Source organism: Reyranella sp. GW821-FHT14A01 (assembly GCF_058803965.1).
This window is the reverse complement of the sequence record NZ_JBXAPM010000009.1, coordinates 1-14,121: the sequence shown is the minus strand read 5'-3', so window position 1 is coordinate 14,121 and position 14,121 is coordinate 1. Positions and strand designations below refer to the sequence as shown.

Annotated in this window: 8 protein-coding genes; 2 read left to right on the top strand and 6 right to left on the bottom strand. The window is 64.6% G+C overall.

The features are described from left to right. Positions 1 to 280: 280 nt before the first annotated feature. Positions 281 to 1,471: a CaiB/BaiF CoA transferase family protein gene (locus tag AC1ROX_RS16610; protein ID WP_493127052.1), complete on the bottom strand. Its 1,191-nt coding sequence runs from the start codon at positions 1,469 to 1,471 to the stop codon at positions 281 to 283. Positions 1,472 to 1,486: 15 nt separating this feature from the next. Next, entirely contained in the window at positions 1,487 to 2,134 is a 648-nt protein-coding gene (locus tag AC1ROX_RS16605; protein ID WP_493127050.1) for a hypothetical protein, read from the bottom strand. Positions 2,135 to 2,181: 47 nt separating this feature from the next. Between AC1ROX_RS16605 and tcuA the strand changes: the two genes are divergently transcribed. Both tcuA and AC1ROX_RS16595 read left to right on the top strand, forming a co-directional pair. Continuing rightward, a complete protein-coding gene (gene tcuA, locus AC1ROX_RS16600) occupies positions 2,182 to 3,672 on the top strand; it encodes an FAD-dependent tricarballylate dehydrogenase TcuA (protein ID WP_493127048.1) in 1,491 nt (496 codons plus the stop codon). Between the two features lie 96 nt (positions 3,673 to 3,768). Then, positions 3,769 to 4,746 (top strand): Bug family tripartite tricarboxylate transporter substrate binding protein, encoded by a 978-nt coding sequence (locus AC1ROX_RS16595; protein WP_493127046.1) that lies wholly within the window; start codon positions 3,769 to 3,771, stop codon positions 4,744 to 4,746. An 85-nt stretch (positions 4,747 to 4,831) separates the two neighbouring features. Here AC1ROX_RS16595 and AC1ROX_RS16590 read toward each other — a convergent pair whose 3' ends face one another. The 4 genes from AC1ROX_RS16590 to AC1ROX_RS16575 are packed head-to-tail and all read right to left on the bottom strand — an operon-like array spanning position 4,832 to position 14,094. After that, the gene (locus AC1ROX_RS16590; RefSeq protein WP_493127044.1) at positions 4,832 to 5,095 is read right to left on the bottom strand and encodes a carboxymuconolactone decarboxylase family protein; all 264 of its coding nucleotides are present in this window, start codon (positions 5,093 to 5,095) and stop codon (positions 4,832 to 4,834) included. Between the two features lie 45 nt (positions 5,096 to 5,140). Beyond that, positions 5,141 to 5,383 (bottom strand): hypothetical protein, encoded by a 243-nt coding sequence (locus tag AC1ROX_RS16585; RefSeq protein ID WP_493127042.1) that lies wholly within the window; start codon positions 5,381 to 5,383, stop codon positions 5,141 to 5,143. 40 nt (positions 5,384 to 5,423) lie between these two features. Continuing rightward, a complete protein-coding gene (locus AC1ROX_RS16580; RefSeq protein WP_493127041.1) occupies positions 5,424 to 5,855 on the bottom strand; it encodes a hypothetical protein in 432 nt (143 codons plus the stop codon). 55 nt (positions 5,856 to 5,910) lie between these two features. Continuing rightward, positions 5,911 to 14,094: a beta strand repeat-containing protein gene (locus tag AC1ROX_RS16575; protein ID WP_493127040.1), complete on the bottom strand. Its 8,184-nt coding sequence runs from the start codon at positions 14,092 to 14,094 to the stop codon at positions 5,911 to 5,913. Between the last annotated feature and the right edge of the window lie 27 nt (positions 14,095 to 14,121).

The window sequence follows — 14,121 nt, the reverse complement described above, 5'->3', positions numbered from 1 at the left end:
ATTTTGTTCCATTCGGCAATGAAACAAATAACTCCCTGATTGAACTAATGTTCTTGACACTAGTTCTAGTTATGTTCCCTGCGGATTATCCCCGGGTCTGGATATTTTCTCTCATGCCACCAAGGCGCGGAGAGCGGCACCACGGCGGGAGATCGCGCGACGTGCCGGGCCGCCTTCTTCGAATCGTTTGTTTCTTTTATTTCGTTTGTTTCGTTTATTCGCCGGAATTCCATCACGAGCGGCCGCCGGTGCGCCTTCCGCGCGGGATCGGAGACCGGCCCTACCGCGGACCGAGCGTGCCGGCTTCCTTCAGCCTGCCGACCTCGACGATACCATAGCCCAGCGCCTCCAGCACTTCGTCATTGTGCTGGCCGATCTCCGGCGGATCGGACGTGAGCGGCGGCCGCCAGCCCATCATCTGGAAGGGCAGCAGCGGCAACTGGGTCTGCACGCCGCCCGGCAGGGTGGTCGGCGCCAGCGAGCCGTTGGCCAGCAGATGCGGATGATCGAACAGGTCCTGCGGCCGGGCGACCGGCGCGAAGGAGATGTCGGCGTCGAGGCACATCTGCTCGAGCGCCCCCTTGGTGTAGGCCTTGAAGACCTCGGCAACCTTCGGCACCAGCCACGGCCGCGCCTCGATACGCAGGTTGTTGGTGGCGAGCTTCGGGTCGGCGGCCAGCTCGGGCTGCTTGAAGAACTCGCAGAAGCGCTTCCACTGGCCGTCGCTGGTGATGCCGATGAAGACCTGCAGCCCGTCGGCGGTGTTGAAGATCTCGTAGACCGCCCACGAGCTCACCCTCTCCGGCATCGGCGGCGGCGGGGCACCGTTGATCGCGGTGATCGCGAGATGCTGGCCCATCAGGAAGACCACCGATTCGAACAGCGCGCTCTCGACCAGACCACCCTTCCCCGTCCGATCGCGCTGCTTCAGCGCCAGCACGGTGCCGAACGCGCCGAACATGCCGCCCACGATGTCGATCACCGAGGTGCCGGCGCGCAACGGCCGGCCGCTGGGACCCGTCATGTAGGCGAGCCCGCCCATCATCTGCACGACCTCGTCGAGCGCCGGCCGCTTCTCGTAAGGGCCGGGCAGGAAGCCCTTCAGCGCGCAGTAGACGAGACGCGGATTGATCTTCTCGAGGTCTGCCGGACCCAGCTTGCGCTTGGCCATCGAACCCGGCGCGAAATTCTCGATCAGCACGTCGGCCTTCTCGAGCAGCTTCACCAGCACCTTGCGGCCCTCGGGCGAATCCGCATCGAGCGCCAGGCTCTTCTTGTTGCGGTTGAAGTAGCCGAAGAAGCCGGCGCCAAAGCCGCGCAGCTTGCGCGTGCGGTCGCCGTCGACCGGCTCGACCTTGATCACCTCGGCGCCGAGATCGGCCAGGATCATCCCGCAGGACGGTCCCAGGATTGTGTGGGTGAGCTCGACGACGCGGACGCCCTTGAGAGGCGGTTCAAACGATGAGGTCATGCCCCATCAGATACCTCACCCGGTCGGGGCGAGCCACGTGTCGATATCCTTGGTGAACGGCAGGCCCGCCGCCTCGCCCAGCACCTGATGGACGACGCCGGCGCCGACCAGGAACGTCTCCTGATGCGGAACGGCATTGGCCTTGAGCATCGTGCGGATCGCCTTGCCGTCGTGGCCCCAGCCGATCGCCTCGACCTTGCCGTCGAAGGCGCGGTTGACGATCGACAGGAACTGGGCGCGCTCCTCGTCGGTGAGGGCCGGCACGGCGTCGATATCGCCCAGCAGAAACAGCCGGCCGCCGAACTTCGCGACCAGGGCGGCCACCGAATTGCGGGCTTCGACGATGATCTCGCGGTTGGGCCCACGGCGCACCCGGGCTGCCAGCGACAGCGGCATCACCGCGGCACCCAGATGGGCGCCGGTGTTCATCAGGGATGCGGTGAGTTCCTTGTAGGTGATCCCCAGCCGCTCGGCCCGCCGCACGCGCATTTTCGCGACTTCGGGGCTGGGCGTCTTCCAGGCCTTGGCGGCGGCGCGGCGCCAAACCCAGGCGCCCCACGACATGTCGAAGGTCGGCCCGTTATTGTGCCCGATGCCGGGACGGCGTAGCAGGACCTCGACATTTGCATGCCGGGTCGCAAGACGGTCGAAACGATCACCCATTGCGCCTATTGTATCGCAAATTTGGTGCCGGAATCGAGGAGCGAGGCGTGGACGATTTTCAGGTCGATGTGTTGGTGGTGGGTGCCGGCAATGCGGCGGCGTGCGCGGCTCTCGCGGCGCGTGAGACGGGCGCCTCGGTCGCCATGCTGGAGGCCGCTCCCGAAGAGGAGCGCGGCGGCAACAGCACCTACACGGCCGGCGCCATGCGCGTGGTCTTCCATGGCGTCGACGACCTGGTGCAGCTCTACGACCTCACCGAGGACGAGAAGCGCGACGTCGATTTCGGCAGCTACACCGCCGACGAGTATCTCGACGACATGGGCCGCGTGACCAACTACCGCTGCGACCCCGAGCTGACCGACATCCTGATCGGCCGCAGCTTCGAGACCATGAAGTGGATGCGCTCCAAGGGCGTGCGCTTCCAGCCCTCCTACGGCCGGCAGGCCTTCAAGGTGAACGGCAAGTACAAGTTCTGGGGCGGCCTCGCCGTCGAAGCCTGGGGCGGCGGGCCGGGCCTCGTCGACCTCGAGCACAAGGCCGCGGTGAAGGCCGGCATCCCGATCCACTACGAGACGGCGGCGGTGTCGCTGATCGAGGAAGACGGCGTCGTGCGCGGCGTGATCGCGCGCCACAAGGGCCGCAAGGTCAGGATCGGCGCCAAGGCGGTCGTGCTGGCCTGCGGCGGCTTCGAGAGCAATGCCGAGATGCGCACGCGCTATCTCGGGCCGACCTGGGATCTCGCCAAGGTGCGCGGTACCCGCTTCAACACCGGTGCCGGCATCAACATGGCGCTGGCGATCGGCGCCAAGCCGCACGGCAACTGGTCGGGCGGCCACGCCGTCGGCTGGGATATGAACGCGCCGGAGTTCGGCGACCTCGATGTCGGCGACAACTTCCAGAAGCACTCCTACCCGCTCGGCATCATGGTGAACGCCAACGGGCTGCGCTTCGTCGACGAGGGCGCTGACTTCCGCAACTACACCTACGCCAAGTACGGCGCGGTGATCCTGTCGCAGCCGCAACAGTTCGCGTGGCAGATCTTCGACTCGAAGGTGCTCGACAAGCTGCGCGACGAGTACCGCATCAAGCGCATGACCAAGGTGCGCGCCGACACGATCGAGGAGCTGGCGACCAAGCTCGAGGGCGTGAACCAGGAGCAGTTCCTCAAGACCATCAAGGAATGGAACGCGGCGGTGATGACCGACGTGACATTCAACCCGGCGATCAAGGACGGCCGCGGCACGCGTGGCCTCGCGGTGCCGAAGAGCAACTGGGCCAACACGATCGACGCGGCGCCGTTCGAGGCCTACGCCGTGACCTGTGGCCTCACCTTCACCTTCGGCGGCCTGAAGATCAGCAACGAGGGCGAGGTCGAGAGCACCGACGGCCACGCCATCCCCGGCCTGTTCGCCGCGGGCGAGCTGGTGGGCGGGCTGTTCTATCACAACTATCCGGGCGGCACGGGCCTGGTGTCCGGCGCGGTGCTGGGCAAGCTCGCGGGCGACGGCGCCGGCAAGTACGTGGCAGGGAAGAACTAGGCCCCCGCTTGCTGCGGAGCGGGATTGGCTTCAAGGTCTCGGCAAAGGTCAAGTTTGCGCGACGCGGGTAACCGCGCGCGATCGAGGAGGAAATACATGTTCCCAATCACCCGGCGTCACGCTCTGGCCCTCGGCGGCTCGTCGCTGCTGCTGCCGTCCGCCTCGCGCGCCCAGGCCAACTGGCCGACCGGCCCGGTCACTTTCGTCGTGGGCTACGCCGCGGGCGGCAGCACCGACATCAACGCCCGCGAGCTGGCGAACGTCATGACGCCGGTGATCGGCCAGCAGATCATCATCGACAACAAGGGCGGCGCGGCCGGCTCGATCGGCCTGCGCGCCGTCGCCAATGCCAAGCCGGACGGCCAGACCATCTTCGTGGCCGTCGGCACCAACGTGATCATCAACCCGCATGTCCAGAAGGGCATGATCGACACGCTCGCCAGCCTGGCGCCGATCTGCCAGATCACGGACTACCAGTATGTGCTGGTGGTGGGTAACTCGGTGCCGGTCAAGAACGCGGCCGAGCTTGTGGCGCTCGCCAAGAAGGATCCCGAGAAACTCACCTATTCCTCGTCGGGCGTGGGCGGAAACAACCACCTGGCCGGCGCGCTGTTCGCCGAAGCCGCCGGCGTCAAGCTGACCCACGTTCCCTACAAGGGCACCGGGCCGGCAGTGGCCGACGTGATCAGCGGCCAGATCACCATGAACTTCTCGTCGCTGCCGCCAGCGGTGTCGCAGGTCAAGGGCGGCAACCTCAAGGCGCTGGCGGTGACCGGCGACAAGCGCATCAAGTCGCTGCCCGACGTGCCGACCCTGAAGGAACAGGGCATCGACGTCGTCGTGACCAGCTGGCAGGGCCTGTTCGCGCCCGCCAAGACGCCGCCGGACATCCTCGACAAGATCGACAAGGCCGCCAAGGAAGCGATGAAGAATCCGAAGTGGGAAGAGGCTCTGGCGCGCGACGGCCTCGAAATGCCGCCCGACCGTACCCGCGCGCAGTTCACCAAGTTCGTCGCCGACGAGCACGCCTTCTGGGGCACGACCCTGAAGAAGCTCAATATCCAGATGGAATAGTGCTGGGGGCGCGTCACTCCAGTGGCGCGTCATGCGATGCGGCAGCAGGAAGATCGCGCCACTGGAGTGGTGCGCCCCCAGCATCCTACCTCTTCGGCACCATGCAAAAGCCCTGCGCCTCGATCCCGAGCGCAGGATTGAACTTCGAGCGGAAGTTCTCCATCGCGATCGCCGCCGTCAGCTCGACGATCTGGGCCTCCGTGAAGTGCCGCTTGAGGTCCTCGACCAGCGCATCGTCGACCTTGCGGTCGGTGTAGGTGATGCGCTCGGCATATTCGAGCGCCAACCGCTCGGCCTCGCTGAAGAGCGTGCTGTCACGCCAGGTCGTGACCTCGGCCAGCTTCTCCATGCCGCCTTCCGTCGTCTCCAGCACACGGCTGGAATTGATATCAATTCAAAACGGGCAGCCGTTGATCGTCGCGACGCGCACGTAGAGCAGCGCCGGAAGTCCCCTGGGCAGGAGCCCCGACTGCTCGATCGACTGGCCGAGCATGCCGGCGGCGCGCAGGATCGGCGGGCAATGCGCCATCACCTTGGTCGGGTTCAGCAGGCCGCCGAACATCTCGCGCTGCTTGTCGAAAGCAGCCTTGAGGACGGGATCGCCGCCATCCTCCTCGATCTCGCTGACACGGGGCATCCATCACCTCCTGCAGTCCGGGGGCCGGACGTTACAGGCTTCAGGCGGTCCGATGAAGGTCGGGCCGCGCGATCAGCCAGAAGACGATGGTCGAGGCCAGAGCGCAGGCCAGCACGAAGGGCAGCAGGAAGGCGAGATTGGCCAGCAGGTTCAGCCAAGCGGTGTTGGCGGCCTCCCCTTCGAAGCCCGCCGTGCCGGCGAACAGGGCCATGAAGATCAACGCCAGCACCAAACCGGCAACGGCATAGGCCCGCAGCCCGTCCCAGCGCTTGCGGCGCATGAGCAGGAACGACGGTAAGCCGACCAGCAACGCGAACGGATAGGAGACGTAGCCGGCGAAGGCCGCATAGCCCAGCGCCTGCGAATTACCGCCGGCGGCGAGCACGACGACGGCCAGGATCAGCGCCGGCATCATCGGCGCGACCAGGAAGCCGGCCACGGTACGATACGCCCTGCTACGCGCAGACGGCATGAACTCCTCCCGTCGGTCGGACCGGCAAATCCGGTCCGGGCCATCGTCTCTAACGTCAGACGATCAGGAAGTCAGTGTGGTTCAGCGATCCGCCCTGCAGGTTCTGCATCGTCGCGAAAACCACCGCAGCGCCGGCGCCCGAGCCGTCGGCATCGTACATCACGTTGCCCGTGGCACTGGCGAAGATGATGCGATCGTTGGCGTCGAGCGCCGCGGTGCCGGCCACGAACGCATCCGCCGCAAGCGCCCCCTCCGCGCCAAATCCCCCCCAGAAGGCATCCTTCTCGAGATGGATGTGATCCTGACCATGCGTGTAGCCGACGATCGTCGCGAGATTGCCGGGACCACTCACATTGAAGAGGAAGGTGTCGCCGCCGCCGTTGCCGATCAGGGTATCCAGGCCTGCCAGGCCCGAGAGGACGTTGCTTCCACTGTTCCCGATCAGCGTGTCGTTCGCATAGCTTCCCGTCAGGTTCTCGATCGAAGCATATGTATCGCCTGCCGCATGGCCGCCAGCGTTGATCGAGTGATTCTCAAGCGAGGCCGTGACGCCGATTGGGCCGCTCTCAAAAAAGCCGGACTGTGCGTAGGATACCGTATCGATCCCATCGCCGCCGTTCAGCACATCGGCGCCTGCGCCACCTTCGAGGAAGTCGTCTCCTGCATCACCGTACAGTTGATCGTCGCCCTCGTATCCATAAAGCGCGTCGTTGCCGCCACCTCCATGCAGCACGTCGTTACCGCCGCCTGCATAGAAGCGTTGAGCGCCTTCGCCCCCGTTGAATGTGTCGTCGAAGTCGGATCCAGAGAAGGAGTTCACATTCGAGAACGTGTCGGTCGATGTGTCGGCCCCGTAGGTCGCGATCACGGTGCCGGCGTTGATACCGCTCATATCGACCGTGATGCCGGCAGTCGCATGCACGTACCAGATCTCCGTGGAGTACATTGCGGCCGAAGGATCGAGGTGGGCATTGCCGACGATCGTATCGGCGCCACCGAACCCTTCGAAGCGGTTGATATTGTCCCAAGCGTCGTTCGGCGTACCTGCCCCCATCGTCGAGGCGTCGTAGGAATCCGCGAAGTGCGAGCCGTAGATCGTGTCTATGGAAACGAACGTGTCGTTGCCGGCCGCTCCCGTGACCGTGCCGGCGTTCATGTTGATGGAAACGCCGCCAACCGCCGTATCATAGCGGACGACATCGCTGTTCTGGGCGCCGATCAGAGTGTCGTCACCCGCTCCACCGATGAAGAAATTGACGTAGTTGTACGACCCGATCAGCGTGTCATTGAAGTTCGACCCGATCAGGCCATTTATGTTTGTGAAAGTGTCTCCCGCTGCCTCGCCAGTGTTCGTAGCGGGGTCGATGAGCGAGACCCTCACGCCGACCTGAGCATTTACGTAAGACGAGTAGTTGGCGTACTCGTCAATCAAAGTACCGCCCTCGAAACCGCTTCCGATACCGCCGTCGAGCGCATCGGCACCGAGACCGCCGATCAGGATATTGCCGAAGCCGTCGCCGGTCAGCGTGTCGTTGAAGTTCGTACCGATCAGGCCTTCGATGCCCTGGAAGAGATCGCCCGCGGCGTCGCCGGCGGTACCGGTGAGTGTCGCCAGGTTGGCTGTGACAGCTCCTCCGGCATTCCGATAGGAGGCGAAGTCGAAGCCCGTGCCACCGGACAGGGCGTCCGCGCCGGTTCCGCCTTCCAGAATGTCATCTCCCGCGTTTCCTTCCAGGAAGTCGTTGCCACCCTGGCCAAAGAAGTTGTCGCTCCCGGTCCCACCAACGAAATGGTCGGCCGAATTGCCGCCGTTGATGCCTCCGACTCCGCTGAAGGTATCGGTTGCGGTGTTGGTTCCGTAGGTGGCAACCACCGTGCCGGATCCCTGCCCGTTCATGGTTACAGTGATGCCGGAACTCGCGTTGAAATAGTCGAGGTAGGTGTTGCCGTTGCCGATCACCAGGTCGGCACCGCCCTGACCCTCGAACCGGTTGAAGTTGCCCGAAGAGCCGGCATTCGTGCTCAGGTTGGAGAAGCCGGTTGCGTCGAACCTGTCGTCGAACTCCGATCCCCTGATGCGCTCGATCGAATCGAGCGTATCGGTGCCGATATTCGATCCCGACACCCGGCCGGTGACGATGCCGGCCGCCAGTTGCACGTCGATGGCCATGCGGTTGCCGCCGTCATACTCGACGATGTCCATGCCGCCGCCGCCATGGAACACGTCGTCGCCACCTTCGAAGCCGTCGAAGATCTCGACATTGTTCGTGCCCCAGAAGACGTCGTTGTAGAGCGAACCGACGAAGCGGTTGACGTTGGCGAGGGAGTCCGTGCCGACGCCGCCACCCGTCGCCGTACCTGTATAGGCATTGCCGACCAGACTGAGGGTAACCGTGACGCCGCTCGTGGCATCGGCGTACAGCGCCTCGGTGTTGCCATTGCCGATGATCGTATCGTTGCCGCCACCACCGCGGATCAGCTGATACGCGCTGAAATCACCCGCTCGAGCCGATAGCGGCGAATATCCCGTCGCATCGAAGGTGTCGGCCAGGGAGGTGCCGTAGACGGCCTCGATGTTCCACATCTGGTCGGTGTCGATGATGCCGGCCTGGCCGGTGATGGTGCCAGCCAGCCAGTTGACCGAGATGCCCTGTGACAGGCCGGCGACCAGGCTGTAGTCGACGCGGTCGGTGGCGTTATCGAACGGGCTTGTCTGGGCGTTGCCGTAGAACGTGTCGTTGCCCGCGCCGCCGAAGAGGACGTCGGCGCCGGCGCTGCCATACAACACGTTGTTGCCCGAGTCTCCGATCAGAAGGTCGGCAAAGGTCGAACCGCTGAGATTCTCGATCGAGATGTAGGTATCGCCTGCCGCCTCTCCCGTGTTGGAGTATGGCACCGAAGTATCCAGCGTCGCGGTCACGCCCGACGAGGCATTCTGGTAGAAGGCCGTGTCGATACCTCCTCCGCCATTGAGGACGTCGGCCCCGCCCAGTCCGCGCAGGGTGTTGTTGTTGTCGTCACCGATCAGGATGTCGTTGAACGACGAACCGGACAGCCCCTCGATCGAAGTAAATGTATCGCCGGCCGCCTCGCCGGTGTTGGCCGACGGGTTGGCAAGGGACGCCGTCACGCCGGTGGTGGCGTTCCCATAGGCCGCAATGTCAAAGCCCAGGCCGCCATCGAGCTGGTCGGCGCCAAGGCCGCCGAGCAGCCAGTTGTCGCCGCCATTGCCGATGAGAGTGTCGGCAAACGCGGAGCCGGTGAGCCCCTCCATGTTGGCGTAGGTATCGCCCGCCGCCTCGCCGGTATTGATCGCCGGGTTGGCAAGCGATGCGGTGACGCCCGTCGTGGCATTGAAGTAGGACGCATAGTCGAAGCCCGCGCCGCCGTCGATAAAGTCGGCCCCGAGATTCCCCTGGAAAGAATTATCGAAAGCGTCGCCGACGAGGATGTCGTCGAAATTCGAACCCGCGAGAGATTCGATCGAGATGTAGGTATCCCCTGCCGCATCCCCCGTGTTGATGCTCGGGTTGGCCAGCGACGCCGTGATGCCGGCGGTCGCGGTGGTGTAGCTCGCATAGTCGGCGCCGCCGCCGCCATTCAGGACGTCGGCACCGCCGCCGCCGCGCAAGGTGTTGGCGACGCCGTCGCCGATCAGGGTGTCGTTGAAGGCCGAGCCCTCGAGCCGCTCGATACCGATATAGGTATCGCCTGCCGCCTCGCCGGTATTCGCCGACGGATTGGCAAGGGATGCCGTGACACCCGTCGTCGCGTTGACGTACGACGCGTAATCTCCACTGCCGGCGCCGCCGTCCAGGACATCGGCGCCCAGGCCACCGATCAGCATGTCATCGCCGGTGCCGCCGATCAGCGTGTCGTTGCCATCGAGACCGCGCAACGTGTCGCCCGACGCGCCGCCGGTGATCGTGTTGTCGAGGGCATTGCCCGTGCCCGAGAAGGGTCCCGAGCCGATGAACTTCAGATTGTCGGTGACAGCGTCCAGCGTGTAGCTCGACATCGCCGTCTCGATCGTGGTCTCTTCCGAGAGCGTGTGGACCTCGTCGATCCCCTTGCTCGCCAGAGCGGCATTCTCGGCCGGCGTCAACGTTGCCAGGTTCGCCGATGTGTCGGCCAGGATCACATAATCCGCGCCGGTCAGGGCAACGGTTCCCAGTGCGCGATACTGCGCCACCGACAGTGCCAGTGCATCGTTAGTCACGTTGATTACATCGATGCCCTTGCCGGCCAGGGTCGCGATCTGCGCCGTCGTCAGCGACGCCACCGCAGCCCCCGTATCGGCGAGAGTGACCACGTCGGCGGGGGTGAGCATGCCGGCGGTAATCGCAAGAGCCTGCGCCGCCGTCAGCGACAGGACATCGTCGCTCACATTGATCCTGTCGACGAGCCGCGCCGCCAGACCGGCAAACTCGGCTGCACTCAACGTGGCCAGGTTCGCACCCGTGTCGATGAGGGCCACCGTGTCTGCCGCCGTCAACTGCACGGTGCCCAATGCCTGTAGTTTCGCCACCGTCAGCGTGAGTGCATCGTTGGTGCTGTCGATCCGGTCGACGCCCTTGCCGGCGAGCGCGGCAAACGTTGCCGCCGAAGCCGAATTCAGGTTGGACTGCGAGTCCAGGACGGTCACGTCGTCGGCGCCGGCGATCGTGACCGAGCCCAGAGCCTGCACCTTGGCGAGCGTCAGCGAGAGCTGGTTGTTCGTCGAATGGATCTGGTCGATACCCTTCCCCGCCAGCGTGCCGAGCTGCGCAACAGTCAGTGACTGCAAGGTGCTCTGGGAATCGGCCATCGTCACAAAGTCGGCGGCCGTCAGGACATTCGTAGGCAGGTCCAGAACGGTCGACCAAGTCACGGACAGAACGTCATCGGTGGCATCGATCTTATCGACACCTCTATCTGTATAGTATTTGAAGTAAGCGTCGCTGAAACTTGCACTCGTGTCGGCGAGAGTCACCACGTCCGCGCTGGTCAGCATACCGTTGTCGATAATTTTGTTGAGCTGCGCCCGGGACAGCGCCAGCGCATCGTCGGTCGCATCGATCTTGTCGACCCTGTAGAGAAAAGATTCGAGCTCCAAGGGCGAGAGCGTCGCGATGTTCGCGCCGGTATCGCGCAGGGTCACCAAGTCGTTTACCTGAAAGCCCACGATTTCGCCGAGGGCACGATACTGGGCGACACTCAGGTTCAATGCATTATCGGTTGCATCAATTGAGTAGAAGCGCCTCTCGGCAAACAAAGCCAATTGCTCGGGCGTGAGAGTAGCCAGCTCGCTACCCGTGTCGGCCAGCGTGGCGTGGCCGCTGGAGACATTGATCATGCCGCCAAGCGAGGCATATTGTGCCTTGTTGAAAACAAGGGGAGCGCCGTAAGACCCTTCAATGTAATCGACACCGCTCGCTGCCAGAGCCGCGAGCTGCGCGGGAGTGAGTGATTCTATCTCGGCGTTGGTACCACTCATCGTTACGGCGTCCGCAGACGCGATGGTGATCACGCCGGCCAGCCCCAGCGCCTGCTGCACGGTCAGCGTCAACGTGTCGTCGTATACGTCAATCCTGTCGATGCCCTTGGCGGCGAGTGCCTGAAAGTCTGTCGCCGACATCTCGAGGACCGTCCATCCCCAGATGGTCAGCGTCACGACGTCGGCGGCGGTCAACGACACCGCGCCGAGAGCCTGATACTGCTCCATCGTCAGCGACAGGACATCGTCAACTGCGTCGATCTTGTCGATGCCCTTGCCCGCCATTGCGGCAAAAGCCGAATCGGAAAGTGCTCCGATATTTGCGCCCGTATCGGCAAGCGTCACCACGTCCGCGGCAACCAGGGTCACCGCACCCAAGGCTTGATACTGCGCCACCGTCAGCGACAGCGCGTCATCGGTAGCATCTATTCTGTCGATGCCCTTACCCGCCAGTGCAGTGATCTGCGCCGATGTCAGTGCGGCGATAGCCGCGCCCGTATCGACGAGCGTCACGACGTCGGCTGCCGTCAGCATGCCGGGTGCCAATGCTGCTGCCTGAGCGACGCTCAGGCTGAAAACGTCATCGGTGGCATCGATTTTGTCGATGCCGTTGGGAATCATCGCCTCGAAGGCCGCCACTTCCAGGGCGCCGAGATTGGCGCCCGTGTCGCTCAGGGTGACGAGGTCGTTGAACGTCAGAGCGATGCCGTACAACGCGTCGTACTGCGCGGCGGTGAGGGTTAGCGCACCGTCTGTCGAATCGAACGCGTCGAAGCCCTTTATCCACAGGTCGTAGACCTGCGCCGGTGTCAGCGCCGCAATCTCAGCCCCCGTGCCGGTCACGGTCACTACGTCCGCCGCCGTCAGCGCCACGACGCCAAGCGCCAGAGCCTGCGCCACGGAGAGGGCCAGCGTGCCGTCCACGGCATCGATGCGGTCAACGCCCTTGTCCGCCAGCGCAGCGATCTGCGCCGGCGTCAGTGCGGCGATAGCCGCGCCCGTATCGACGAGCGTCACGACGTCGGCTGCCGTCAGCATGCCGGGCGCCAATGCCGCCGCCTGGGCGATGCTCAAGCTGAGGACATCGTCGGTAGCATCGATCTTGTCGATGCCGTTGGGGATCATCGCCTCGAAGGCCGCCACCTCCAGGGCACCGAGATTGGCGCCCGTGTCGACCAGAGAGACCACGTCGTTCGACGTCAGGGCGATACTATCTATGGCATTATACTGCGCCGCAGTGAGGGTCAGCGTGTCGTCTGTTGCGTTGAACCAATTGACTTCCTTTGCCCACAAATCGTGAATCTGGGCCGGCGTAAGCGCGGCGATCTCCGCGCCCGTGCCGGTCACTGTCACGACGTCCGCCGCCGTCAGGGCCACGCTGCCAAGCGCCAGCACCTGCGCCACGGACAGCGAGAGAGTGTCGTTCGTGGCATCGATTCGGTCCACTCCCTTGCCAGCGAGGGTGGCGTATTCAGCCGGAGTCAAGGTTGCGAGGTTCGCCGAGGTATCAGACAGGATCACGACGTCGGCTCCGGTCAGCGTGACCGCGCCCAGTGCGCGATATTGCGCCACCGAGAGCGTCAGCAGGTTGTCCGTCGCGTTGATCGTGTCGATGCCTTTGCCCGCGAGTGCGGCAATGGCCGCCTCGGCAAGGGCGCTGATGTTCGCGGCTGTGTCGGCGAGAGTCACCACGTCGACACTGGTCAGCAGGCCGGCGCCGACCGCAACGGCCTGCGCCGCCGTCAACGACAGGACATCATCGGTCGCATCGATCTTGTCGACGAAACGGGCCGCCAAACCGGCAAACTCCGCCGCACTCAACGTCGCCAGGTTCGCGCCCGTGTCGACGAGCGCCACCGTATCCGCCGCCCTCAGCGCGACGGTGCCAAGGGCCTGCAGCTTCGCCACGGACAGCGAGAGCACGTTGTTCGCGGCATTGATCCGGTCGATACCCTTGCCCGCCAGCGCGGCAAAGTCAGCGGCCGAAGCCGCCTCGAGGGCGGCGGACGTGTCGGCCAGGGTGATCGTGTCCGCGGAGGTGAACGTGACCGCCCCCAACGCATGGAGCTTCTCGACCGTTAAGGAAAACGCATTGTTCGTAGCGTCAATCCGGTCCACCCCGTTGCTTGCGAGGGCAGCGAGCTGCGCTATCGACAGGGTTGCCAGATTGGCGCTCGAATCCGCCAGCGTCACCGTGTCTTCTGCAGTCAGGGCAACCGTCCCCAGGGCCTGATATCGCGCCACCGTAAGCGACAGCACATCGTCCGTGGCGTCGATCCGGTCGATGCCCTTGCCGGCAAAGGCGGCAAAGCCGCCCACTGATATTACGCCCAGTGCCGCGCCCGTATCGGCCAGCGTCACCGCGTCGGCCGCCGTCAGCGCCACCGTCCCCAGCGCCTGATACCGGGCCACCGAAAGGGACAACACATTGTCCGTGGCGTCGATCCAGTCGATGCCCGCAGCCGCGAGGGCCGCAAAGCGGCCCACCGACATGGCACCGATCGTCGCGCCCGTGTCGGCCAGCGTCACCGTGTCCGCTGCCGTCAGCGCCACCGTTCCCAACGCCTGATACTGTGCCACCGAGAGCGTCAGCGCGTCGTCGGTGGCATCGATCCGGTCGATGCCCTTGCCCGCGAGGGCCGCAAAGCCTCCCACCGGCATCGCGCCGATCGTCGCGCCCGTGTCGGCCAGCGTCACCGTGTCCGCTGCCGTCAGCGCCACCGTTCCCAGCGCCTGATACTGCGCCGCCGTCAGCGTGAGCACATCAGCCGTGGCATCGATCCGGTCGAT

What these genes read in the sequence shown, in the direction of transcription:
- AC1ROX_RS16595 (WP_493127046.1), top strand. Translation starts at nt 3,769, where the DNA reads ATGTTCCCAATCACCCGGCGTCACGCTCTGGCCCTCGGCGGCTCGTCG.
- AC1ROX_RS16585 (WP_493127042.1), bottom strand. Translation starts at nt 5,383, where the DNA reads ATGCCCCGTGTCAGCGAGATCGAGGAGGATGGCGGCGATCCCGTCCTC.
- AC1ROX_RS16590 (WP_493127044.1), bottom strand. Translation starts at nt 5,095, where the DNA reads ATGGAGAAGCTGGCCGAGGTCACGACCTGGCGTGACAGCACGCTCTTC.
- AC1ROX_RS16605 (WP_493127050.1), bottom strand. Translation starts at nt 2,134, where the DNA reads ATGGGTGATCGTTTCGACCGTCTTGCGACCCGGCATGCAAATGTCGAG.
- AC1ROX_RS16580 (WP_493127041.1), bottom strand. Translation starts at nt 5,855, where the DNA reads ATGCCGTCTGCGCGTAGCAGGGCGTATCGTACCGTGGCCGGCTTCCTG.
- AC1ROX_RS16610 (WP_493127052.1), bottom strand. Translation starts at nt 1,471, where the DNA reads ATGACCTCATCGTTTGAACCGCCTCTCAAGGGCGTCCGCGTCGTCGAG.